The 23,599-nt window shown below is 62.4% G+C and carries 20 protein-coding genes; 15 read left to right on the forward strand and 5 right to left on the reverse strand.

Annotated elements, in window-relative coordinates; all coding sequences use genetic code 11:
- Positions 1-344 precede the first annotated feature (344 nt).
- Entirely contained in the window at positions 345-722 is a 378-nt protein-coding gene (locus NKH98_RS09865) for a COG4315 family predicted lipoprotein (protein ID WP_352897967.1), read from the reverse strand.
- 206 nt (positions 723-928) lie between these two features.
- Between NKH98_RS09865 and NKH98_RS09870 the strand changes: the two genes are divergently transcribed.
- Entirely contained in the window at positions 929-1,675 is a 747-nt protein-coding gene (locus NKH98_RS09870; RefSeq protein WP_254820150.1) for a cytochrome c biogenesis CcdA family protein, read from the forward strand.
- A 23-nt stretch (positions 1,676-1,698) separates the two neighbouring features.
- Here NKH98_RS09870 and NKH98_RS09875 read toward each other — a convergent pair whose 3' ends face one another.
- Positions 1,699-2,592, reverse strand: a complete 894-nt coding sequence (locus NKH98_RS09875; protein WP_352897969.1) for an SDR family oxidoreductase — start codon at positions 2,590-2,592, stop codon at positions 1,699-1,701.
- Positions 2,593-2,721: 129 nt separating this feature from the next.
- Between NKH98_RS09875 and NKH98_RS09880 the strand changes: the two genes are divergently transcribed.
- From NKH98_RS09880 to NKH98_RS09895, 4 genes are all read left to right on the forward strand, one after another.
- On the forward strand, positions 2,722-3,669 hold the full coding sequence (locus NKH98_RS09880) for an AraC family transcriptional regulator (RefSeq protein WP_352897971.1): 948 nt from the start codon (positions 2,722-2,724) through the stop codon (positions 3,667-3,669).
- A gap of 130 nt (positions 3,670-3,799) precedes the next feature.
- Positions 3,800-5,161, forward strand: coding sequence for a bifunctional UDP-N-acetylglucosamine diphosphorylase/glucosamine-1-phosphate N-acetyltransferase GlmU (glmU, locus tag NKH98_RS09885; RefSeq protein ID WP_352897972.1), 1,362 nt, complete (start codon positions 3,800-3,802; stop codon positions 5,159-5,161).
- Between the two features lie 235 nt (positions 5,162-5,396).
- Positions 5,397-7,220 carry a glutamine--fructose-6-phosphate transaminase (isomerizing) gene (gene glmS / locus NKH98_RS09890; RefSeq protein WP_254820154.1) on the forward strand — a complete coding sequence of 608 codons (1,824 nt, stop codon included), beginning with the start codon at positions 5,397-5,399 and terminating at the stop codon, positions 7,218-7,220.
- A gap of 80 nt (positions 7,221-7,300) precedes the next feature.
- Positions 7,301-8,053, forward strand: a complete 753-nt coding sequence (locus NKH98_RS09895; protein ID WP_352897973.1) for a DUF502 domain-containing protein — start codon at positions 7,301-7,303, stop codon at positions 8,051-8,053.
- Here NKH98_RS09895 and recG read toward each other — a convergent pair.
- Positions 8,005-10,113 carry an ATP-dependent DNA helicase RecG gene (recG, locus tag NKH98_RS09900; protein WP_352897975.1) on the reverse strand — a complete coding sequence of 703 codons (2,109 nt, stop codon included), beginning with the start codon at positions 10,111-10,113 and terminating at the stop codon, positions 8,005-8,007. The two genes, NKH98_RS09895 and recG, sit on opposite strands and share 49 nt — an antisense overlap.
- A gap of 91 nt (positions 10,114-10,204) precedes the next feature.
- On the opposite strand from recG, the gene NKH98_RS09905 reads away from it, so the two are divergent.
- The 6 genes from NKH98_RS09905 to NKH98_RS09930 all read left to right on the forward strand — a co-directional run bounded on the left by NKH98_RS09905 (position 10,205) and on the right by NKH98_RS09930 (position 17,231).
- Positions 10,205-10,492, forward strand: coding sequence for an FAD assembly factor SdhE (locus tag NKH98_RS09905; RefSeq protein ID WP_352650500.1), 288 nt, complete (start codon positions 10,205-10,207; stop codon positions 10,490-10,492).
- A 13-nt stretch (positions 10,493-10,505) separates the two neighbouring features.
- Entirely contained in the window at positions 10,506-14,006 is a 3,501-nt protein-coding gene (gene mfd, locus NKH98_RS09910) for a transcription-repair coupling factor (protein ID WP_352897978.1), read from the forward strand.
- Between the two features lie 179 nt (positions 14,007-14,185).
- Positions 14,186-15,559: a class II 3-deoxy-7-phosphoheptulonate synthase gene (locus NKH98_RS09915; protein WP_352508814.1), complete on the forward strand. Its 1,374-nt coding sequence runs from the start codon at positions 14,186-14,188 to the stop codon at positions 15,557-15,559.
- A gap of 125 nt (positions 15,560-15,684) precedes the next feature.
- The gene (locus NKH98_RS09920; RefSeq protein WP_352479013.1) at positions 15,685-16,104 is read left to right on the forward strand and encodes a GFA family protein; all 420 of its coding nucleotides are present in this window, start codon (positions 15,685-15,687) and stop codon (positions 16,102-16,104) included.
- Positions 16,105-16,181: 77 nt separating this feature from the next.
- Positions 16,182-16,541: a diacylglycerol kinase gene (locus tag NKH98_RS09925; RefSeq protein WP_254820160.1), complete on the forward strand. Its 360-nt coding sequence runs from the start codon at positions 16,182-16,184 to the stop codon at positions 16,539-16,541.
- Between the two features lie 102 nt (positions 16,542-16,643).
- Complete coding sequence (locus NKH98_RS09930) at positions 16,644-17,231, forward strand: hemerythrin domain-containing protein (protein WP_352650503.1); 588 nt, start codon at positions 16,644-16,646, stop codon at positions 17,229-17,231.
- 3 nt (positions 17,232-17,234) lie between these two features.
- Here the strand turns inward: NKH98_RS09930 and NKH98_RS09935 are convergent, their stop codons facing one another.
- Both NKH98_RS09935 and NKH98_RS09940 read right to left on the reverse strand, forming a co-directional pair.
- The gene (locus NKH98_RS09935) at positions 17,235-17,822 is read right to left on the reverse strand and encodes a DedA family protein (protein WP_352636793.1); all 588 of its coding nucleotides are present in this window, start codon (positions 17,820-17,822) and stop codon (positions 17,235-17,237) included.
- A complete protein-coding gene (locus tag NKH98_RS09940; RefSeq protein ID WP_254820163.1) occupies positions 17,819-18,382 on the reverse strand; it encodes a DUF1003 domain-containing protein in 564 nt (187 codons plus the stop codon). The genes NKH98_RS09935 and NKH98_RS09940 overlap by 4 nt, the downstream gene beginning before the upstream one ends.
- Positions 18,383-18,465: 83 nt before the next feature.
- Here NKH98_RS09940 and NKH98_RS09945 point away from each other — a divergent pair, with 83 nt between their 5' ends.
- From NKH98_RS09945 to NKH98_RS09960, 4 genes are all read left to right on the forward strand, one after another.
- On the forward strand, positions 18,466-19,179 hold the full coding sequence (locus NKH98_RS09945) for a DNA-3-methyladenine glycosylase I (protein WP_352897980.1): 714 nt from the start codon (positions 18,466-18,468) through the stop codon (positions 19,177-19,179).
- 65 nt (positions 19,180-19,244) lie between these two features.
- Positions 19,245-20,927, forward strand: coding sequence for an NAD+ synthase (locus NKH98_RS09950; RefSeq protein ID WP_352479008.1), 1,683 nt, complete (start codon positions 19,245-19,247; stop codon positions 20,925-20,927).
- A gap of 26 nt (positions 20,928-20,953) precedes the next feature.
- Positions 20,954-21,367, forward strand: coding sequence for a GNAT family N-acetyltransferase (locus tag NKH98_RS09955; RefSeq protein WP_352897983.1), 414 nt, complete (start codon positions 20,954-20,956; stop codon positions 21,365-21,367).
- A 380-nt stretch (positions 21,368-21,747) separates the two neighbouring features.
- Positions 21,748-23,553 carry an ABC transporter ATP-binding protein gene (locus NKH98_RS09960; RefSeq protein ID WP_352897985.1) on the forward strand — a complete coding sequence of 602 codons (1,806 nt, stop codon included), beginning with the start codon at positions 21,748-21,750 and terminating at the stop codon, positions 23,551-23,553.
- The last annotated feature ends 46 nt before the right edge of the window (positions 23,554-23,599 follow it).

Raw genomic sequence — 23,599 nt, forward strand, 5'->3', positions numbered from 1 at the left:
GGCCAAGCAGTCAAAATGCGGCCCTGCACCGAATGCGCAACCCAACGGCGCACCATGCGATTTCCGCAATCCTGGACAAGGGAAATGAGCAGCCTATCGCTGGACAAACCCGGCAATTGATCCTGGAGAACGGGACAAACTCTCCCGCGGATATAAGAGAAACATCGAGCACGCGCCAGCCCCGCTTGAACAGATGCTGTGAAGCGCGCAATCGGTAGCCCGGCATTTGCCCGGATAGTTGCAAGGAATTGGCGTACTGAAAAGTTGGCCGCCGGGGCGGTTGGGTCAAGCTCCCAGCGACCAGCCGTGTTACCGCCTGTTACAGCGGATCAGAAGCTCAAGGCTTAGTCGGCCTTGGCGATATGCCAGACGCCGCCGACGCCCTCGCCGGTGACGTCGCCGGCCTTCTTGTCCTTGATGAACGTGTAGAGCGGCTTGCCTTCGTAGGCCCACATCCTGGTGCCGTCGGTGCGGTCGACGATCGTCCATTCGCCCTCGGCCTTGGCGTTGGCGTCAGCCTTCAGCGGCGGCCAATTGGCGGCGCATTTGTCGTAACAGTTCGACTTGCCGGCCTCGTCCTTGTCGTAAGTGTAGAGCGTCATGCCGCTGGCGTCGGTGTAGATCTTGGTGCCGCCGACCTCCGCTTCCTTCCACGCCTCGGCGGCGAAGGATCCGGCAGTGCCGAGCAAAAGCGCCGCCATGCCAATTACGATCGTTTTCATGGACTTCTCCCGGAATGTTCGAAAAAGCGCGCGGAACCGCGGCTTCTTCTGATCAACGCTGCTTGGCTGCCCTTTCTTCCCGCGCTGTTCTCCATTGAACCAGGCGAGGGCGTCGACTTGCTACCCAATGTGATGGGGCCACGCGATGGTGATTGGCGGACGGCTGTTGTCGCGGCTATATGCTGCGCAGTCATCGGGAGACGGAAATGGCGTTGGACGTCGGCTATGTCAGTGCGATCGGGGCGGGAGCAATTTCGTTCCTGTCCCCCTGCGTGCTGCCACTGGTGCCGCCTTACCTGTGCTATATGGCCGGCGTGTCCGTCGACGATTTCCGCGGCGAGGCCGGCATTACGGCAAAGGCCGGTGCGCGAGGCGCGCTGGTTAATTCCTCCATCGCCTTCGTGCTCGGCTTCTCGACCGTCTTCGTCGCGCTCGGCGCCGGCGCCTCGACCATCGGCCATTTATTGCGGGTCTGGCAGGAGCCGCTGGCAATGGTGGCCGGTGTGCTGATCATCCTGATGGGGCTGAATTTCCTCGGCGTACTGCGTATCCCTTTGCTTTCACGCGAGGCGCGCTTCCAGTCGCAAGGCAAGCCGGCCAGCCTGATCGCCGCTTACGTCATGGGCTTGGCCTTCGCCTTTGGCTGGACGCCCTGTATCGGCCCGGTGCTGGGGCCGATCCTGACGCTTGCCGGCGGCCGCGAGACGGTGGGCGAGGGCGCGCTGCTGCTTGCCGCCTACTCGCTCGGCCTCGGTATCCCGTTCCTGATCGCTGCGCTGTTTTCCGGCGCCTTCATGCGCTTTCTCTCGAAATTCCGCGTCCATCTCGGCCGCGTCGAAAAGGCCATCGGCGCGCTGCTGGTGGTCGCCGGCGTGTTTTTCCTGACCGGCGGCGTGCAGACGATGTCATATTGGCTGCTCGAGAATTTTCCGGTGCTAGGGCAATTGGGCTAGGTTTGTAGCCCGACGCGGTCTGTTCAGCCTTCGAAATAGCCCGGCTGGTCGATATCAGCGATCAGCCCAGGTCCGCTTGGCTGCCACCCCAGCAGCGCGTGAGTCCGTTCGCTCGAGGTCGGGACATCCATCGCTGCGAACATCGCGAACCAGCCAAAATGATCGGCGGCTTCTTCGGCGGACTTGGCGACGATCGGCACGTTCAGGCGACGGCCTATCACGCCGGCTATGTCCTTGAACGGCACGCCTTCTTCGGCGATCGCGTGATATCGCGCGCCACCGGCTCCATGCTCGAGCGCAAGGCGGTAGACGCGGGCGGCATCGAACCGATGCACGGCAGGCCAGCGATTGAGCCCTTCGCCGATATAGGCCGACACGCCCTTCTTGCGAGCGAGGTCGATGAGAATAGGAACAAAGGCGTGGTCGCCCTGGCCATGGACCGACGGAGGAAGGCGGACAACCGATGCGCGCACCCCGCGTGCCGCCAGCGCGGCGGCTGTTGCTTCGGAGGCGCGGGGATATGAAGCGGAAGAGGGGACAGGCGCATCTTCCTCGGTCGCGATACGGCCCCGCGCCTGGAGCGCGGTCCCCGAGGTGACGAGCAGGAGGCGCTCGGAGCCTTCGAGTGCTCCGCCCATCGCCTCGATGGCACACCGGTCCATCTCGCAGTTTTGCGCGAACTTCGAGAAGTCATGGTTGAACCCGGTGTGGATAACCGCATCGGCGGCTGCCGCGCCCCTGCGCAGGCTCTCCACGTCTTCGAGGTCGCCTCGATGCACCTCGGCTCCAGTGGCGGCGAGCGACTTGGCCGACGCCTCCGAGCGGGCGAGGCCGAGCACCTGATGGCCGGCGCCGATGAGCTCTTGAACGACGGCAGAACCGACGAATCCGGTCGCTCCGGTAACGAAAACACGCATCACGACTTGTCCTTGTTCGTTTCTGACCACGACCATGTTCGCGGCCCGGTGACGTAGTGATAGGCGCTTGAAAGAATACGATCTATGCGGTAAAGTCCGTATTGTCTTTGCAATCGTCCGGAATGACACGTGGATCCTCTTTCAGATGTGCTCTCGCTGCTGAAGCCGCGAAACTATATGTCGGCCGGCTTCGATGCAGGTGGTGAATGGTCGATCCAGTTCCCCGACCAGCAGCAAAGCATCAAGACCGGAGCGGTGGTCTCCGGCCGGTGCTGGCTGTCAGTAGAGGGCGTTGCCGACGCAGTGCGCCTTGAGACGGGGGACTGCTTCCTGTTGCCGAGTGGGCGGCCTTTCCGCCTTGCAAGCGACATGAGTTTGTCGCCTGTTGAAGCCGTCAAGATTTTTCCGCCTGCGCGAGCCGGCGGTGTCGTGACCCACAATGGCGGCGGTGATTTCTTTCTGGTCAGCAGCCGCTTCGCGCTTGGCGGCAATCATGCCGGCATCCTGTTGCGGATGCTGCCAGCCATTGTGCATATCCGCAAAGAGTCGGACAAGTCGGCGCTGCGCTGGTCGGTGGAGCGGATGATGCAGGAGCTGCGCGAGCCACAACCGGGCGGCTTTCTGGTGATCCAGCACCTTGCTCACATGATGCTGGTTCAGGCGTTGCGGCTGCATCTTTCAGAAGGATTGAAAGGTGGCGTCGGCTGGCTCTTTGCCCTCTCGGACAAACAGATGGGCGCGGCGATCAGCGCCATGCATGACGATCCGGCGCATGGCTGGACGTTACAGGAATTGGCGGAACGGGCCGGCATGTCGCGATCGACCTTTGCGCTCAGATTCAAGGAGACGGTCGGCACGTCGCCGATGGACTATTTGACGCGCTGGCGAATGCTGCTGGCCGGGGATCGGCTGACGAATTCCAGCGATCCCGTCGCCGTCATCGCGCTGTCGCTCGGCTACGAATCCGAAACCGCCTTCAGCACAGCCTTCAAGCGGGTCATGAACTGTTCGCCACGGCAATACGGCCGTGGCCGAGCCCCCAGCTTCGCATCACGCAACGAGGCGGAAGCCGCCTGAGCCGATGGGCCTGAGCGTGCCGCGGGTTGGAGGTTCCACCGTCTCACCGGAATTTAACCGCATTGGTGCAGCATGGCGCCGATGCTACTAACGCTGCGATTCCAGACCCCTTTCAACGGTTGCTGTCCCCATGAGCCAGAGATCCTGCCTGTCCATCATCCTCGCTGCCGGCGAAGGCACGCGCATGAAGAGTGCCGTGCCGAAAGTGCTGCACACAATCGCCGGCCTGCCAATGGTTGCCCATGTCGTCAAGGCGGCCGAAGCCGCCGGCAGCGGCGATCTGGCGCTGGTGATCGGCCATGGCGCCGATGCCATGCGCAAGGCCGCACTCAAGTTTGCGCCCAAGGCCGAAGCTTTCGTCCAGGAGAAACGTCTCGGCACCGCGCACGCCGTGCTTGCCGCGCGCGCAGCGATATCAAAGGGGTATGACGACATCCTGGTGATGTTTGGCGACACGCCGTTGATCGATCCGGAAGCGCTCGCGGCGGCGCGGCTGAAGCTGGCCGAAGGTGCGGCCGTCGTCGTGGTCGGCTTCCGTACGGAAAATCCTTCGGGCTACGGCCGGCTTATCGAAAAGGCCGGCAAGCTCGTGGCCATCCGCGAGGAGAAGGACTGCTCGGACGAGGAGAAGAAAATCACCTTCTGCAATGGCGGGCTGATGGCGGTCGCCGGCAGGCACGCGCTGAAGTTGCTCGATCAAGTCGGCAGCAAGAACGCCAAGGGCGAGTATTATCTCACCGACATCGTCGAGATCGCCGCTGCGCAGGGACTTGATGTCGTAGCCACCGAAGCCAGTTTCGAGAACGCGCTCGGCATCAACAACCGTGCCGAGCTTGCCCAGGCGGAAGGTATCTGGCAGGCGCGTCGACGGCAGGAAGCGATGCTTTCCGGGGTGACACTGGTTGCGCCCGAAACCGTGTTCTTCTCGCACGACACCGAGATCGGCGCCGACACGATTGTCGAGCCCAATGTTTGGTTCGGCCCAGGCGTGAAAATCGCGACGGGCGCCAAGATCCATGCCTTCAGCCATATCGAAGGCGCCACCATCGCGTCGAATTGCGATGTCGGGCCGTTCGCGCGGCTGCGGCCCGGGGCCGATCTGAGAAACAAGGCCAAGGTCGGCAATTTCTGCGAAGTAAAGCAGGCGATCGTCGAGGAGGGCGCGAAGGTCAACCATCTGACCTATATCGGCGATGCCCGCATCGGCGCAGGCGCCAATATTGGCGCCGGCACCATCACGTGCAATTATGACGGTTATTCGAAATTCTTCACCGATATCGGCGAGGGTGCCTTCATCGGCTCGAACTCCTCGCTGGTGGCACCCGTGTCGATTGGCAAGGGCGGCTACATCGCGTCGGGCAGCGTCATCACCGAAAGCGTACCCGACGATGCGCTGGCCTTCGGCCGCGCCCGCCAGCGGACTCTACCCGGCAAGGGCAAGGAGTTGCGCGAACGGTTTGCTTCGGCGGCGGCCGCCCGGAAAAAAGTGTAGGCGCGACGAGCGGGATCATGTCTTTGACTGATTTCTGGAGCCGTTGGGCCGAGATAGGATACAGAAGCGGAGAAACTGAGCAATTGCAGTAACCGGATTGCAAGTGCGCCCTGTCATGGTGCATCTGTGCAGGATAGTCCGGCTGATACCGGACGAAATGGAATGTGATTTTTCGCGACAGCCCGGCAGTCTCTAAATAGCGCCGGGTTTGAGGTCGGAATCGGGGGCAAGCGCGATGTGCGGTATCGTTGGAATTGTCGGTAACTCGCCGGTCGCGCCGCTTATCGTCGATGCGTTGAAAAGGCTCGAATATCGCGGCTATGACTCGGCCGGCGTCGCCACGATCGAGCACGGCAGGCTTGACCGCCGCCGCGCCGAGGGCAAGCTGGTCAATCTCGAGCGCCGGCTGAAGGACGAACCGCTCGACGGCATGATCGGCATCGGCCACACGCGCTGGGCCACGCATGGCGTTCCGAACGAGAGCAATGCGCATCCGCATTTTTCCGACGGCGTCGCCATCGTCCATAACGGCATCATCGAGAATTTCGCCGAATTGCGCGACGAGCTGATGCGCGACGGCTACAGCTTCGCCTCACAGACCGATACCGAAGTCGTCGCGCATCTGGTGGCGCGCGAACTGGCCAGGGGGCTGAAGCCGGTCGAGGCGGCGCATAAGGCGCTGAAGCGGCTGGAAGGCGCCTTTGCCCTCGCCATCATGTTCAAGGGCGACGAGGATCTGATCGTCGGCGCGCGCAATGGCCCGCCGCTCGCCGTCGGTCACGGCGACGGCCAGATGTTCCTTGGCTCCGACGCCATCGCGCTTGCTCCGTTCACCAATTCGATCACCTATCTGGAAGACGGAGACTGGGCGGTGGTGCGCCGCAACGAGGTCGATATTTTCGACATGGGCGGCAACAAGGTCGACCGCAAACGCCAACAGTCGCTCAGCACGAGCTTCATGGTCGACAAAGGCAACCGCCGCCATTTCATGGAAAAGGAAATCCATGAGCAGCCGGAAGTGATCTCGCACACGCTGGCGCATTATGTCGATTTCGTCGGTGGCGCCTCGAAGCCGCTCGCTCTGCCGTTCGATTTCGCCAAGATCGACCGCCTGGCGATTTCGGCCTGCGGCACCGCCTATCTCGCCGGGCTGATCAGCAAATACTGGTTCGAGCGCTATGCGCGGCTGCCGGTCGACATCGATGTCGCTTCGGAGTTCCGCTACCGCGAGATGCCGCTGTCGAAGAACGATGCCGCTTTCTTCATCTCGCAATCGGGTGAGACCGCCGACACGCTGGCATCGCTGCGCTACTGCCGCAAGGCTGGCATGAAGATCGGCGCGGTCGTCAATGTGCGCGAATCGACCATGGCGCGCGAATCCGACGTCATCCTGCCGACATTGGCCGGCCCGGAGATCGGCGTCGCGTCGACCAAGGCGTTCACCTGCCAACTTTCCGTGCTGGCCTCGCTGGCGGTGCGGGCCGGCGTGGCGCGCGGAACGATTTCGCATGAGCACGAGAAAACGCTAATACGCGAGCTGTCGGAAGCGCCGCGTTATGCCAACCAGGTGCTAAAGCTCGACGGGCAGATCGAAAAGATCGCGCGCGACCTCTCGCACTACAAGAACGTGCTCTATCTCGGCCGCGACACCAATTTTCCGCTGGCCATGGAAGGTGCGCTGAAGCTCAAGGAGATTTCCTATATCCATGCCGAAGGCTATGCCGCCGGCGAGCTGAAGCACGGGCCGATCGCGCTGATCGACGAGAACATGCCCGTCATCGTCATCGCCCCGCATGACCGCATCTTCGAAAAGACCGTGTCGAACATGCAGGAGGTGGCGGCGCGCGGCGGCAAGATCATCCTGATCACTGACGGCAAGGGCGCGGCGCACGCTACGGTGAAGACGATGGAGACGATCGTTTTGCCGGACGTGCCGGAAATCATCTCGCCGATCATCTACGCGCTGCCGATCCAGATGCTCGCCTACTTCACCGCCGTGTTCATGGGTACGGACGTCGACCAGCCTCGCAACCTGGCGAAATCGGTAACGGTGGAATAGGTCTCGTTTAAAAACTTCGCCATTCCAAAGCGCCTTCCGGTTCAGTAGTGTCGCGCTGCAAACACACGCTGCGGTGAACCATGTCGGACGCTCTCAAGACCTCAGGCATGACCCGGCTGAGAAACTATTTCCTGACCGGCTTCGTCGTTTGCGCGCCGCTCGCGATTACCGCCTACATTGCCTGGTCGCTTATCGGCTGGGTCGATTCCTGGGTCAAACCCTACATTCCGGTACGCTACAATCCGGACACCTACCTACCGTTTCCAGTGCCGGGTTTTGGGCTGATCGTTGCCCTGATCCTCATCACTTTCATCGGCTTTATGACCGCCAATATCGTTGGCCGCGCCATCGTCAACTTCGGCGAGCGCCTGCTTGGTCGCATGCCGCTGGTGCGCGGTATCTACCGTTCGCTGAAGCAGATTTTCGAGACCGTGCTGTCGAACAAGGGCGACATGTTCCGCCAGGTCGGGTTGGTCGAATATCCGCGCAAAGGGGTCTGGTCGCTTGTCTTCGTCGCCAGCGAGAAGGAAACCGAGATCAACCAGAAGCTCGACCGGGAAGGCGATCCGCTGATTGCCGTGTTCATGCCGTGTACGCCCAACCCGACGACAGGCTTTCTGATGTATGTGCCGAAATCCGACATCGTATCGCTCGACATGACGATCGAGGACGGAGCCAAGCTGATCGTGTCGGCCGGCCTGGTGGCGCCAGCTGTCAAAATGATGACGGTGAACGGCGAGCAGATCCACGGCGCGCTTGCCAATCCTCCGCTCGACATGATGCCTCAGCCGGCACGCAGGAGCCGCACGGCCTCGTCGCGGCCGAACAGATAGAGCAACAGGCGCAGCGCCGTGCCGCGTTCGGACTGCAGTTCCGGATCGCGCGACAGGATCAGCCGCGCATCGTCGCGAGCGGCCTCGAGCAGGTCGGCATGCACCTCGATGCGCGCCACCTGGAAGCCCGGCGTGCCGGACTGGCGGGTGCCGAGCAACTCGCCTTCGCCGCGCAGCTTCAGATCCTCTTCGGCGATACGGAAACCGTCCTCGGTCTCGCGCATCACCGACAAACGGCGTTTTGCCGTCTCGCCAAGCGGGTTCTTGTAGAGCAGCACGCAGGATGAAGGCTTGTCGCCACGCCCGACCCGGCCGCGCAATTGGTGCAACTGGGCGAGGCCAAAGCGCTCCGCATGCTCGATGACCATGATCGTCGCATCAGGCACATCGACGCCGACCTCGATGACGGTGGTGGCGATCAGGATACGGGTGTCGCCCTGCTTAAAGGCGCGCATCGCCTCGTCTTTGTCGGTGCCTTTCATGCGGCCGTGCACCAGGCCGATGCGGTCGCCGAACAGCGGCTTCAGCGAGGCAAAACGGTCCTCGGCCGACATCAGTTTGATCTCCTCGGATTCCTCGACCAGCGGACAGATCCAGTAGATTTTCTGGTCATCGGCGACGGCGTCGAGCATGCGTCCGATCAGTTCGTCGAGCCGTTCAAGCGGCAAGGTGACGGTGCGGATCGGCTGGCGGCCGGCCGGCTTTTCCGTCAGCTTCGACACATCCATGTCGCCGAATGCAGTCAGCACCAGCGTTCGCGGTATCGGCGTTGCTGTCATTACCAGCATGTCGGGCGCATCGCCCTTGGCGGTAATGGCAAGGCGCTGGTGGACACCGAAACGGTGCTGCTCGTCGACGACGGCGAAAACGAGGTCACGGAACGTCACTGTCTCCTGGAACAGCGCATGGGTGCCGACGACGATGTCGATGTCACCATTGGCCAGCCCGGTCAGCGTGTCGGCGCGCTCGCGGCCCTTTTCGCGGCCGGTGAGGACGGCCACACGCAGGCCGGCCCGTTCCGCCAACGGCGCAATAGTTGCCAGATGCTGGCGCGCCAAGATTTCGGTCGGCGCCATCAATGCCGCCTGGCCGCCTGCCTCAACGGCACGCGCCATGGCAAGCAGCGCGACCACCGTCTTGCCGGAGCCGACATCGCCCTGCAAAAGGCGCAGCATGCGTTCGGGATCACCGAGATCGGCGTTGATTTCGGCAAGCGCCATTTCCTGCGACATGGTGAGCGAATAGGGGAGTGCCACGCGCAGTTGTTCGACTATGCGGCCGTCGCCGACGAGTGGCCGGCCCGATAATCGGCGGACCTTGGCCCGCACCAGCGCCAGCGATACCTGGCTGGCCAGGAACTCGTCATAGGCAAGGCGCCGCCATGCCGCGCCGTCGACAGAGACGTCGATCGGGTCGGCAGGATGGTGGATGCGGTTGAGCGCATCGCCGAAAGCGGGAAAGGCGTGGCGGCGCCAGAACTCGCCGTCCTGCCACTCGGGCAGCACCGGCAGGCGGGCCAGCGCCTGGCCGATGGCCCGACGCAGCACCTTGGCCGAGAGCCCGGCGGTCAGCGGGTAGACCGGCTCGACCAATGGGAGGTTTTCCGCGTCGCCGGCAAGTGCGATATGGTCGGGGTGAACCATGGTCGGGCGGCCGTTGAACCATTCCATGCGGCCTGAGACGACGACATGCTCGCCTACGGGCATTGCTTTTTCGAGATAGGCGGCATGGGCGTGGAAGAAGGTCAGCGCGATCTCGCCAGTGTCGTCATGGGCGTAGACCCGGTACGGGACCGACCTGTTGCCGCGTGGGGGCGGCTGGTGGCGGTCGATGCGTACGTCGAGTGTGACAATGGCGCCCTCGGCCGAACCAGCGATGCCCGGCCGGTTGCGGCGGTCGATGACAGTATGCGGCAGCACGAACAAGAGGTCCCCGGCGCGCGCGGTCCGGTCGCCGAGGTCGGCCGTCACGACTTTCTCGATCAGCGCACCAACCTTCGGCCCGACGCCGGCAAGCGATGTGATCGGGACAAACAAAGGGTCGAGGAGGGAGGGACGCATGATGTCAGCTTATGTTGCGCCGGCCGTAGCGCAAGGCTGACACCGACTTCTATCCACGCTATATGCGCCGCCTGGGCAAGGATGTTGCACGATGACCGGAACGAAACGATCCAGCGAGGGCCTCGATGCCCGCCGCCGCAAGCTTCTGTTTCGTTCGTGGCACCGCGGCATGCGCGAGATGGACCTTATACTTGGCAGCTTCGCGGATGCCGAGATCGGCGCCTTGACCGGCGACGAAATCGACCAATATGAGAGGCTCCTCGACATTCCCGACACCGAATTCCTGCCCATCGTCACCGGCGAGCGCCCGGTCCCGGCGACTATCGATTGTGCCGTCCTGCAAAAAATCCTGGCCTCGCGCCGGCCCCTGACCTTCTGAACAACGTGTAGCCATGAGCCTTATTCCTACGATCGGTCTGCCGAAAGGCCGCGCTGGCCAGTTCATTGTCGATGGCGTCGCCGACGGCTACGAAGCCTTTGCGCTGGTGCAGGCTGCGCGCGAGATCGCACCGGACAAGCCGGTGCTGTTCGTGGCCCGCGACGGCCAGCGCCTGCCGGCGATCGTCGAGGCGCTTGCCTTTGCCGCGCCGGGCCTGCCGGTGCTGGAACTGCCGGCCTGGGATTGCCTGCCTTACGACCGTGTCTCGCCCGGCGCCGATGCCGCCGCAAGGCGGCTCGATGCACTGGCTGCAATGATTGCGCTGGCGAAGAAGCCGCACCGCGCCGTCGTCCTCACCACCGCGAATGCGCTGTTGCAACGCATTCCGCCGGCTGAACTCGTCGAGGCGCAGACCTTCCACGCCAAACCGGGCAACCAGATAGACATGAACGTGCTGGGCTCCCGGCTGGAGAATTCCGGCTTCGAGCGAGTGCCGACGGTGCGCGGTATCGGCGAATTCGCGGTGCGCGGCGGCATTCTCGATCTCTTCGCGCCCGGCTGGACTGAGGCGCTGCGCCTCGATTTCTTCGGCGATACGCTGGAATCGATCCGCGTCTTCGATACCGCAACACAGCGCACCACCGGCCAGCGCAAGTCGATGGCGCTACAGGCGATGAGCGAGGTGGCGCTGACGCCAGAGACGATCAGCCGCTTCCGCCGCGCCTACATCGAAGCCTTTGGGGCGCCCTCGCGCGACGATGGGCTCTATGCGGCGGTCAGCGAGGGCAGGCGGTTTGCCGGCATGGAGCACTGGCTGCCGTTCTTCTATGAGCGGCTGGAAACCGTGTTCGATTACTTGCCGGATGCGCCGGTGGTGTTTGATCATCTGGCGCATGAGGCACTGGCCGAGCGCCATGCGCTGATCCTCGATCATTATGAGGCGCGCAAAAAACAGGCCGACGGCGCCTTGAAGGATGCCGTGCCCTACAAGCCGGTGTCGCCGGATTTGCTTTATCTGTCGCCCGAGAACCTGATTGCCTCGCTTGGCCCGCGCGAAGCGATCGACTTCACGTCCTTCGATGCGCCCGATGCCGGTGCGAAAAAGGTGTTCCATGCCGGCGCGCGCCATGGTCGCAGCTTCGTCGAGGAGCGCGCCGACCCTAACGCCAACGTCTTCGACGTCGTCGTAAAACACATTTCCGACGAGCGCGCTGCAGGCCGCCGTGTCATCGTCGCCGGCTGGACTGAAGGTTCGCTCGACCGGCTCGGCCAAATCCTGGCCGAGCATCATCTTGGCAATCTGAAACCGGTGGCGACGCTTGCCGAAGCCGAAAAGCTTGAGCCAGGGCAAGCGGGACTGGCCGTCCTGCCGCTTGAATCCGGCTTCGAGACGGAGAAACTGGTCGTCGTCGCCGAGCAGGACATTCTCGGCGACCGACTGATCCGGCGCTCGAAGCGCAAGAAGCGCGCGTCCGACTTCATCGCCGAGGCTTCGGCATTGTCCTCAGGCGATATCGTCGTCCATGCCGACCATGGCATTGGCCGCTTCATCGGGCTGCGCACCATCGAGGCGCTCGGTGCGCCGCACGATTGCCTCGAAATCCACTATGCCGGCGACGATCGGCTGTTCTTGCCGGTGGAAAACATCGAGTTGCTGTCGCGCTATGGCTCGGATTCGGCCGAGGCGACACTCGACAAGCTTGGCGGCGGCGCCTGGCAATCGCGCAAGGCACGGCTGAAGAAACGCCTGCTCGACATGGCCGGGCAGCTGATCCGCATCGCCGCCGAGCGACAAATGCGGGCCGCACCGGCGCTGCTGCCGGCGGAAGGCCTCTATGGCGAGTTTGCAGCGCGTTTCCCCTATGAGGAAACCGACGACCAGCAAACGGCGATCGATTCGGTCAGGGATGATCTGGGCGCAGGAAAGCCGATGGACCGGCTGATCTGCGGCGATGTCGGCTTCGGCAAGACCGAAGTCGCGCTTCGTGCTGCCTTCATCGCGGCGATGGAAGGCTTTCAGGTCGCGGTGGTGGTGCCGACGACATTGTTGTCGCGTCAGCATTTCAAGACCTTCTCGCAGCGCTTCTCCGGCCTGCCGATCCGCGTCGCCCAGGCCTCGCGGCTGGTCGGTGCCAAGGAACTGGCCGAGACCAAGAAGGGCGTCGCCGAAGGCCAAGTCGACATTGTCATCGGCACGCACGCACTGCTCGGGTCCTCGATCTCGTTCAAGAATCTCGGCCTGCTGATCATCGACGAGGAGCAGCATTTCGGCGTCAAGCACAAGGAGCGGCTGAAGGATCTCAAGACCGACGTCCACGTTCTGACGCTGTCGGCGACGCCGATCCCGCGAACGCTGCAGCTTGCCTTGACCGGGGTGCGTGAGCTGTCGCTGATCGCCACGCCGCCGGTCGATCGCATGGCCGTGCGTACCTTCATCTCCCCCTTCGATCCGCTGGTCATCCGCGAGACGCTGCTGCGCGAGCGCTACCGTGGCGGCCATTCTTTCTATGTCGTACCGCGCATCAGCGATCTCGCGGAAATCCATGATTTCCTGCGCGAATCCGTGCCTGAGCTGAAAGTGGCCGTGGCCCATGGCCAGATGCCGCCCGGCGAACTCGACGACATCATGAACGCCTTCTATGACGGCCAGTACGATGTGCTTTTGTCGACCACAATCGTCGAATCCGGCCTCGATATACCGACCGCCAATACGCTGATCGTACACCGCGCCGATATGTTCGGCCTGTCTCAGCTCTATCAGCTGCGCGGGCGCGTCGGCCGTTCTAAGGTGCGCGCCTACGCGCTGTTCACGCTGCCCGCCAACCGCAAGCTCACGGATACAGCCGAGCGCCGGCTGAAAGTGCTGCAGTCGCTCGATACGCTAGGCGCCGGTTTCCAGCTGGCCAGCCACGACCTCGACATTCGCGGCGCCGGCAATCTGCTTGGCGATGAGCAGTCGGGCCACATCAAGGAGGTCGGCTTCGAGCTCTACCAGCAGATGCTGGAGGAGGCAGTGGCCGAAGTGAAGGATTCCGGCGAGGTGCAGGACGGCGGCTGGTCGCCGCAGATCGCCGTCGGCACAGCGGTGATGATCCCGGAAAGCTATGTCCCGGATCTGCAGCTCAGGTTGGCGCTCTATCGCCGCCTTGGCGATCTCGAAAACACTGAAGAGATCGACGCTTTTGGCGCCGAGCTTATCGACCGTTTCGGGCCGCTGCCGGAAGAGGTGAAGCATTTATTGAAGATCGTCTTCATCAAGGCACTTTGCCGCAAGGCCAATGTCGAAAAACTCGATGCCGGACCGAAAGGCGTCGTCATCCATTTCCGCAAGCGCGAATTCCCCAATCCGGTCGGGCTGGTCAAGCTCATCGGCGAACAGGGTTCGCTGGCCAAGATCCGGCCGGACCAGAGCGTCGTCTTCAGCCGCGACTGGCCGACGCCCGAAAAGCGGCTGGCAGGCTCAGCGGTTGTCATGACGCAGCTGGCACGGCTGGTGGAGAAGGCGGCGGCGTAGCAGGTATCGCTGGTGCTCTGGACCATGACGGCGCTGGTACTTTCGCCCTGCCGTGCCATTCGCCAGCGCTGAGATTCCGGTCTAGAATAGGAAATCGGCTTCGTGTATGCAGCCGCGACCCCATATGGGGCGGATTGGCGGGCGATGGCGTCCGCGTGAAAAGAGCGTTAGGTGCTTCGATGACGAAATGGTCGCCGAATTCGTGGAGAGCTAAGCCGATCCAGCAGGTTCCTGCCTATCCGGACCTTGCCGCGCTGAGGAACACGGAAGCCCAGCTCGCCACCTTTCCGCCGCTGGTTTTTGCAGGTGAGGCACGCAAGCTGAAGAAGCAGCTTGCAGCCGTCGCTGCCGGTGACGCATTCCTTTTGCAAGGTGGCGATTGCGCCGAGAGCTTCGCCGAACATGGCGCGGACAATATCCGCGACTTCTTCCGCGTCTTCCTGCAGATGTCGGTGGTACTGACCTTCGCTGGCGCTCAACCGGTGGTGAAGGTCGGCCGTGTCGCCGGCCAGTTCGCCAAGCCGCGCTCGTCCGACAATGAGACCAAGGGCGGTGTGACGCTGCCCAGCTATCGCGGCGACATCATCAACGGCATCGAGTTCGATGCCAAGTCGCGCATTCCCGATCCTGCAAGACAGGAGATGGCGTACCGCCAATCGGCGGCGACGCTCAACCTTTTGCGCGCCTTCGCCCAGGGCGGCTACGCCAGCCTGGAGAACGTGCATCAATGGATGCTCGGGTTCGTCTCCGACAGCCCGCAGGGCGAGAAATACGAGTCGCTCGCCAACCGCATCACCGAGACGATGGACTTCATGAAGGCCGTCGGCATCACCTCGGAGACCAATTATGCGCTGCGCGAGACCGATTTCTATACCAGCCATGAGGCGCTGCTGCTCGGTTACGAAGAGGCGCTGACCCGCGTCGATTCGACCTCGGGCGACTGGTACGCCACCTCTGGCCACATGATCTGGATCGGCGATCGCACGCGCCAACCCGACCATGCGCATGTCGAATATTGCCGCGGCATCAAGAACCCGCTGGGGCTGAAATGCGGGCCGTCGCTGACGCCGGACGGCCTGTTGCAGCTCATCGATCTGCTCAATCCGGAGAACGAGCCCGGCCGGCTGACGCTGATCGCTCGTTTCGGCTCCGATAAGGTTGCCGACCATCTGCCGAGGCTGGTGCGAGCGGTGCAGAAGGAAGGCCGCAGTGTGGTGTGGTCTTCCGATCCGATGCATGGCAATACGATCGAGGCCGCCGGCTACAAGACACGGCCGTTCGACCGCATCCTGAAGGAGGTGCAGACGTTCTTCGAGGTGCACCGCGCCGAAGGCACGCATCCCGGCGGCATACACATCGAGATGACAGGCAAGAACGTCACCGAATGCACCGGTGGTGCCCGCGCCATCACGGCCGAAGAATTGCAGGATCGCTACCACACCCATTGCGATCCGCGCCTCAACGCCGACCAGGCGATCGAGTTGGCGTTCCTGGTGTCCGATCTGCTAAAGAAGAGCCATCCGGTCCAGCACAAGCAGGCCGTCAACGGCTGATTAGAACGTATTCGATCATCGAGGTGGTCAGCGAAACGCGTCCGGCCGGTGTCGCATTTGCTCGTGCCTGACGCACGCAAAACTGGAATCCTGCGAAGCGACGGCAATTGCATCGGGAGGCCGATATGGCTGACAGTCACACCGGATCATGCTTGTGCGGGGCAGTGCGGTTCCAGACACGAGGACCGCTGCGCGGTGTTATCTACTGCCATTGCTCGCAGTGCCGGAAGCAGAGCGGGCATTTTTATGCTGCAACCAATGTTGCCGACCCCGACATCACAATCACGGGCGCGGACAGCATCACCTGGTACGAGGCATCTTCGTTTGCCAGACGCGGTTTCTGCAAGACATGCGGCTCGCTGCTGTTCTGGAAGCCGACGGATGATGGCTATGTTTCAGTCCTGGCCGGGCTGTTCGACGCGCCAACCGGACTTCAAGGGGAATGTCACATCTTCGTCGGCGACAAGGGCGACTATTACGCGGTCGACGACGGGCTGCCGCAGTTCGAGAAGTCAACGCCGTCGATCAAGGTGGCAGGCGACTGATTTTTGAAGAGGTCGCCTTATTCCCTTGGTCCAGCCATTGCGCTAATCCCCTGCCGGTGATTCCGAAGGGTTTTGGCATGCAGCGGCTGATCGACGCTTTTTACAACTCGGTGCGGGCGTTTCGCAAACTGGCCGCCAGCGAGGAGGCCTTCCAGCTGGAGCTGACGCTGCTTGTGCTTGCCTTGCCGCTCGGCTGGTTCCTTTCGGAATCGTGGCGCGGCTATGCGCTGCTGATCGGCGCGGTGCTGCTCATGATCATGATCGAGGTGCTGAATACCGGCATCGAGGCGGCATGCGACGCGTTCAGCCGTGAATTCAACATCGATATCCAACTGGCCAAGGATTGCGGTTCGCTGGCGGTGCTTATTTCGGTGGTAATCGCTGCAGGCGTCTGGGGCGTCGCCATCGTCGAGCGGATCCTCGGGGTGCCGATCTGACGTTTCAGACACTACATGCCGTCACTGCATTTCTCGTTTTGACCACGATCTCTTCCGAAAAACCGGTACCACTTTTCGGGATCATGGTCTGAGGGAACCGACATGACCGATACCGCCGGATTTCTGCTGCTCGAACGTGAGGGCCTGCCGGACGATCTGCGCTGGCTGGCCGAAAAATATCCGCGCGAGATCTGGCAGGCGCATGCCAACATCCACGGCGTGGCCAATATGTGGCTGCAGCGGCACGATATGTTCCGCGAGCTTGGCGGCATGCTCACCAATGGTATCGGCGATTATCGAGAAGGTAGGCTGAACGCGCCGGAATTCGCCCGTTGGTTCGCGCCGCGCCTCAACCATTTCCTCGGCAATCTCGACGGCCATCACAATGTCGAGGACCATCATTATTTCCCGGTCTTCGCCAGGGCCGAGACCCGTCTGAAGCGCGGCTTCGAGATTCTCGATGCCGATCACCACACAATCCATAAGGGACTGGAGCGCAATGCCGAGGCGGCAAATGCCTTCATCCGCACGCTTCAGGAGAGCGAGGTCAAGCAGCGCTTCGCCGCCGACACCTATGCCGACGAGAACAGCCGGCTGATCGCCATGCTGACCAGGCATCTTGCCGACGAGGAAGACCTGATCATCCCGCTGATCCTGGAAAAGGGCGACCGTGCGCTCGGCATAGATTGACGATCAGCTTCCCTTGCGAAGCTCCTTCTTGGCGAGGAAGTGCGACGCCAGCCAGCCGAGGATAGCCACAACGAGGCCGATTGCCAGAGCGATCAGCAGCCGCTCGTGGCGGGCTAGCGCCTGGCCGACGATGCGCTCGGCACCCAGCCCGAACACATAACCGACCGTGCAGAACAGCGCCGCCCAGACCACCGATGAGATGGCGTTGAGGATGGCGAAACGCGCCGCGGCGATGCCGGACAGCCCCGCCGCGATACCACCGACCAGGCGCAGGCCATAGATGTAGCGGTTCGACAGCACGAAGATGTTGGGATGAGAGGTGACGAGACGATAGGCGTGGCTGAAGCCCGGCCGGGCACGGAGCCTGATCACGAATTTATGGTCGGCGAAGCTCCGCCCCAAGATGAAGAAGAACGTGTCGCCACCGAAGGCGCCGAGCGCTGCCGCGAGGAAAGCCTGCCACAGGACGAAGACATGCTGATGCGCGAAGAAACCGCCAAGAATGGCGGCGCTTTCGCCCTCGGCCACGCAGCCCAGGAAAACCGCGACCAACCCATATTGCTCAATGAGACGATGGATGGCTTCCGTCATGAAGACGTTCGCTGCTTCGACAGAATGTCGTCGATGCGCTTCACCTGCTCGGCCAGCCGGGCGATCTCGTCTCGCATGCCGATGATCTGGCTGTGGCGCAGTTCGTCGAGCTTTTCGTGTAACGCCATGATCTCGATCTCGGCCTTGAGATTTACCTCATAGTCGTGGGCGGCGTCGATTCGATCGCGCTCCGTCTGGCGGTTCTGCGCCATCATGATCACTGGCGCCTGCAGGGCGGCAACCATGGAAAGCACGAGATTGAGGAAGATGAATGGATAGGGATCGAAGGCGGCGCTCGACAAGAGCCAGACATTGCCTGCCGTCCACAGGATCAGGAAGCCAATGAATGCCAGGATGAAGGACCACGAGCCGCCGATCCGGGCGATGGTGTCGGCCAGGCGATCTCCAAACGTCTGGTGAAAGGCGACGGCCTTGTTGGTGTCCTTGGAGATCGTGGTGCGCTCGAGCGTAGATTGCAGTACCCGGCTTTCGAGCGCGCTGAGGCCGTCCGGCTTTCGCTTCAGCCAGCGGCTTGCCAGGTCCTCGATCGTCTTGTTCATCGTCGCCTCCGTCGTCAGCGATGAGGTAGAAGCTGCCGGTTCATACGGGAAGTGGTAGATTGACGCGATGGGGTCAGGAAACAATGGTGGATTTTCAGAAAATTCGCGCCCGTGCAGCGAAACGCAAAGGCGGTGAGGCAGCCCTCACGTCGCTACTGGGTCCAATGCCTGACAATGCCGCGGTGGCAAAGATTGCGGATGACCGGATCCTGTCGACCATGGCCGAGCGGGTCTTTGCCGCCGGCTTCGTCTGGCGCGTCATCGAGCAGAAATGGCCGGGTTTCGAGGAAGCATTTCTTGGCTTCGAACCGAAGCGGCTGCTATTCCAGCCTGACGATTTCTGGCACGATCTCACCGCCGACAAGCGCATCGTGCGCAATCCGCAGAAGATCAAATCCGTACGCGACAACGCGGCCTTCGTCGAGCGCGTGTCGAAGGAGCACGGCAGCTTCGGCAAGGTCCTGGCCGATTGGCCGGCGGATGACCAGGTCGGGTTGATGGCCTATCTCGGCAAGCACGGCAGCCGGCTCGGCGGCAATACCGGCCAGTATTTTCTGCGCTGGCTGGAGTGGGACGCTTTTGTTGTCTCGGCCGATATGGCGGCCGCACTGCGCGATGCCGGGCTCGACATTGCGGAGAGCCCGACGTCGAAGACGGATTTGGGCAGGATCCAGGCGCAGATCAACGCCTGGGCGGCGGAAACCGGGCTGCCGCGCCGACACATTTCGCGCATTCTGGCAATGTCGATCGGCGAGAACCATCCGCCGGAAGCCTTGCGCGAATATATGGGCGAATAGGATCGACTGTTTGGTCCAAACGAACGCCATTGCCCGACGAATTTTGCCGCGCTAAACCCACGGGCATGACAGACAAGACCGCTCCAGACATATTGCGCATCGCCGTCGCCCAGCTCAATCCGACGGTCGGCGACGTCGCCGGCAATCTTGCCAAGGCACGCGAGGCGAGGGCGGATGCCGCCCGCCAAGGCGCCGACCTCGTGCTGTTTACCGAGCTTTTCCTTTCCGGCTATCCGCCTGAGGATCTGGTGCTGAAGCCGGCATTCCTGAAGGCGTGCGAGCGGGCGGCGGAGGATTTCGCCGGCGATACCGCCGACGGCGGCCCAGGCTTCATCATCGGCACCCCGTTGAAGCGCAAGACCGGCACGCACAATTCGATCATCTTTGCTGACGGCGGCAAAATCCTTGCCGAACGCTACAAGCTCGATCTGCCGAATTACGGTGAGTTCGACGAGAAGCGCGTCTTCCAGGCCGGCCCCGAGATCCAGGGGCCGGTCAATTTCCGCGGCGTGCGCGTGGGAGTGCCTATCTGCGAAGACATCTGGGGCGAAGTTGCCGTCTGCGAGACGCTGGCCGAAAGCGGCGCCGAAATCCTGCTGGTGCCGAACGGCTCGCCCTACTATCGCGGCAAGGTCGATGTCCGCCACCAGATCGTCATCCGCCAGGTCATCGAATGCGGACTGCCGATCATCTATGCCAACCAGCTTGGCGGCCAGGACGAACTCGTCTTCGACGGCGCGTCGTTTGCCATAGGTTCTGACAAGACGCTGGCCTTCCAGATGAGCCAGTTCGAGGAGACGGTCAACGTCACCACCTGGAAGCGAAAGAATGACATCTGGGTCTGCTCTGACGGACCGATGTCGAAAATCCCTGAAAAGGAGGAGGCCGACTATCGCGCCTGCATGTTGGGCTTGCGCGACTACGTCAACAAGAACGGCTTCAAGAATGTCGTGCTCGGCCTTTCCGGCGGCATCGATTCGGCGATCTGCGCGGCACTTGCCGTCGATGCGCTGGGCGAGGAGCGGCTGCGCGCCGTGATGATGCCTTACCGCTACACTTCGAAGGACTCGCTCAAGGACGCCGAGGACTGCGCCCGCGCGCTCGGCTGCCGCTACGATATCGTGCCGATCTTCGAGCCGGTCGAGGGCTTCTTGCACACACTGACGCAGCTTTTCGAGGGCACCAAGGAAGGCATCACCGAGGAAAACCTGCAGAGCCGTGCCCGCGGCACCATCCTGATGGCGATTTCCAACAAGTTCGGCTCGATGGTGGTCACTACCGGCAACAAGAGCGAGATGTCGGTAGGCTATGCCACGCTTTATGGCGACATGAATGGCGGCTTCAATCCGATCAAGGATCTCTACAAGATGCAGGTCTATGCGCTGGCGCGCTGGCGCAACGCGCATGTGCCGCCGGGTGCGCTCGGTCCGTCCGGCGAGGTGATCCCGAATAATATCATCGACAAGGCGCCCTCGGCGGAACTGCGAGAGAACCAGACCGACCAGGATTCGCTGCCGCCCTATCCGGTGCTCGATGACATATTGGAGTGCCTGGTCGAGAACGAGATGGGCGTCGACGAGATCGTTGCGCGCGGCCATGACCGGGCGACCGTGACGCGCGTCGAGCACCTGCTTTACGTCGCCGAATACAAGCGCCGGCAGGCGGCGCCCGGCGTGAAGATCACCAGGAAGAATTTTGGCCGCGACCGCCGCTATCCCATTACCAACCGGTTCAGGGATGGCGGGTAGGCGATTGGCTGCATAACGGTTTAGCCATGGCCAACTTTGAGATCAGCTTTGACATGTCGCAAATCGACTTCCGAGCGACGTCCGACATTTTGAAGGAGAGCTATTGGGGCAGCGGCCGTAGCGATGAACTGCACCGCCGCGCCTTTGCCAACTCACTGTGCGTCGGCGCCTATGTCGGCGGCAATCAGGTCGGCTTTGGTCGGGCGATCACCGACCGTACGGTATTTGCCTATCTCGCCGACATCATTGTCTGGCCCGGGTATCGCGGGCAAGGCATCGGAACCCGGCTTGTCCAGGCGCTTATCGATCATCCGGATTGCAAGACTGTCACGCATTGGAGCCTGTCGACCAACGACGCCCATGCGGTTTACGAGAAGCTCGGCTTCAGGCCTTCCACCGACGGCCGCTATATGCGCCTCGACCGTATGCCGGCAATTTGAACAGAAGCGGCGTACAACCGGCCGTTGTTGCAAAATCGTCTCACTGCTTGGACCAGATGCGCTTTGGGCTATCTACTGACTTGGCGCGGCGTTGAGGCGTCTCTATAAACGCATCTCCGCGATTCCCCTTCAGGAGGAACCGAATGCCAGGATTTGAGATCGTTATGCGAGCCCGCGAAGCCTAGGTCTTGGTCAGTGCGCCGCGACATAGCCTCGCGGCAAGGCTGAACCAAGGCAGGTATTTTGCCGCTGCCGGTCGCCGCCCTCTACAGGGCCGCCAAATACGCCAAACCTCCGCATCTCGGGCGCCAAACGGCGCCAACGCGGTTTTTCAATTTCTACTTTCGTGGGATCGGGCTCGTTTGTGCCCGAATGACATTATGGCTCGTTTTCGAATAGATTTGCGCGCGGGCGCCTTTCGCAGCGTTCTTGGCTTCACGCTCAGCCATTGGCGGCGTCAGCCGTGGCGGCTTGCCGGCATTATGGGCACGTTCCTGCTGTCGACCTTGGCCGACGTGCTGACGCCGCTCTATTCCGGCCGGCTGGTGGATGCCGTCGCCAGCAGTGCTGCGGCCGACGATGTTGCGTGGAACGCGGCGATGGCGGCCTTTTCGATGCTGGTTGCCCTGGCGCTCACCGGTGTCGTGCTGCGCAATCTCGCCTTCATGGCCATTGTCGAGCTGACGTTAAAGATGATGGCGGATATCGCCGCCGACGCCTTCCACCGCGTCCAGCGCTTCTCCACCGACTGGCACGCCAACAGCTTCGCCGGATCGACGGTGCGCAAGATAACGCGCGGCATGTGGGCGCTCGACCTGCTCAACGACACGATCCTGATCGCGCTGCTGCCGTCGGTCGTCATGCTCGTCGGCTCGACGCTGCTGCTTGGCTGGTTCTGGCCGCTGATGGGTGCTGTCGTCGCCATCGGTTCGGTTCTGTTCATCGCGGTGACGACGATGCTGTCGCTTGGCTATGTCGCGCCCGCGGCAAGGCTTGCAAATGCGTGGGATACACGGCTTGGCGGCTCGCTGGCCGATGCGGTGAGCTGCAACGCCGTGGTCAAGGGTTTTGGCGCCGAGGAACGCGAGGAGACGCGGCTTGCCGAGGTCGTCGCCAAATGGCGCGGTCGCACGCGCCGCACCTGGATGCGCGGCACCGTCAACGGCACCACGCAAGGGACGATGCTGCTGCTTTTGAGGGCAGCGGTCATCGGCTTCTCGCTGCTTTTGTGGTCGTGGGGGCAGGCGAGCGCCGGCGATGTCGCCTTCGTGCTGACCTCATTCTTCGTGCTGCAAGGCTATCTGCGCGACATCGGCACGCATATCCGCAATCTGCAGCGCTCGATCAACGACATGGAGGAACTGGTCGACTTCCAGTCCGAACCACTCGGCATCGAGGATCGGCTCGGAGCCAAACCGATCCGGATCACCGATGGCCGTATCACCTTCGACAATGTAACGTTCCATTATGGCAGCCACCGCCTGCCGCTCTATCGCGACTTTTCGGTGGATATCGCGCCGGGCGAACGGGTTGGGCTGGTTGGCCATTCGGGCTCCGGCAAGACGACATTCGTCAAGCTGATCCAGCGCCTCTACGACGTGACTGCCGGCAATATCCTGATCGACGGCCAGGATATTGCCAATGTGGCGCAGGCGTCGCTGCGCGCACAGATCGCAATCGTCCAGCAGGAGCCGATCCTGTTTCACCGGTCGCTGGCCGAAAACATCGCCTATGCCCGGCCGGCCGCCACGCAGGCCGAGATCGAGCAGGCGGCGCGGTTGGCTAGCGCGCATGACTTCATCGCCAATTTGCCGAAAGGCTATGGCACGCTGGTCGGCGAGCGCGGCGTAAAGCTGTCGGGCGGCGAGCGTCAGCGTGTTGCAATCGCACGCGCCTTCCTTGCCGATGCGCGCATTCTCATCCTGGATGAGGCAACGTCGAGCCTCGATTCGGAATCGGAGGTGCTGATCCAGCAGGCGATGGAGCGCTTGATGGTCGGCCGCACGACGCTGGTAATTGCCCACCGGCTGTCGACGGTGCGGGCGCTGGACAGGCTTTTGGTGTTCGATCGCGGCCGCATCGTCGAAGAGGGCTCGCATGACCAACTGATCCGGCTGCAAGGCGGCATTTACCGCCGGCTGTTCGAACGCCAGGCGCTTGAACTGACCAAAGGCCTGGTGATCTGACGGTTACGGCGCCGCACGTCTTGATAGACGTGTGGCGCTGCAGTCG

The sequence above is a fragment of the Mesorhizobium sp. M0833 genome (assembly GCF_040319905.1).
In the GTDB taxonomy this organism is placed as follows: domain Bacteria; phylum Pseudomonadota; class Alphaproteobacteria; order Rhizobiales; family Rhizobiaceae; genus Mesorhizobium.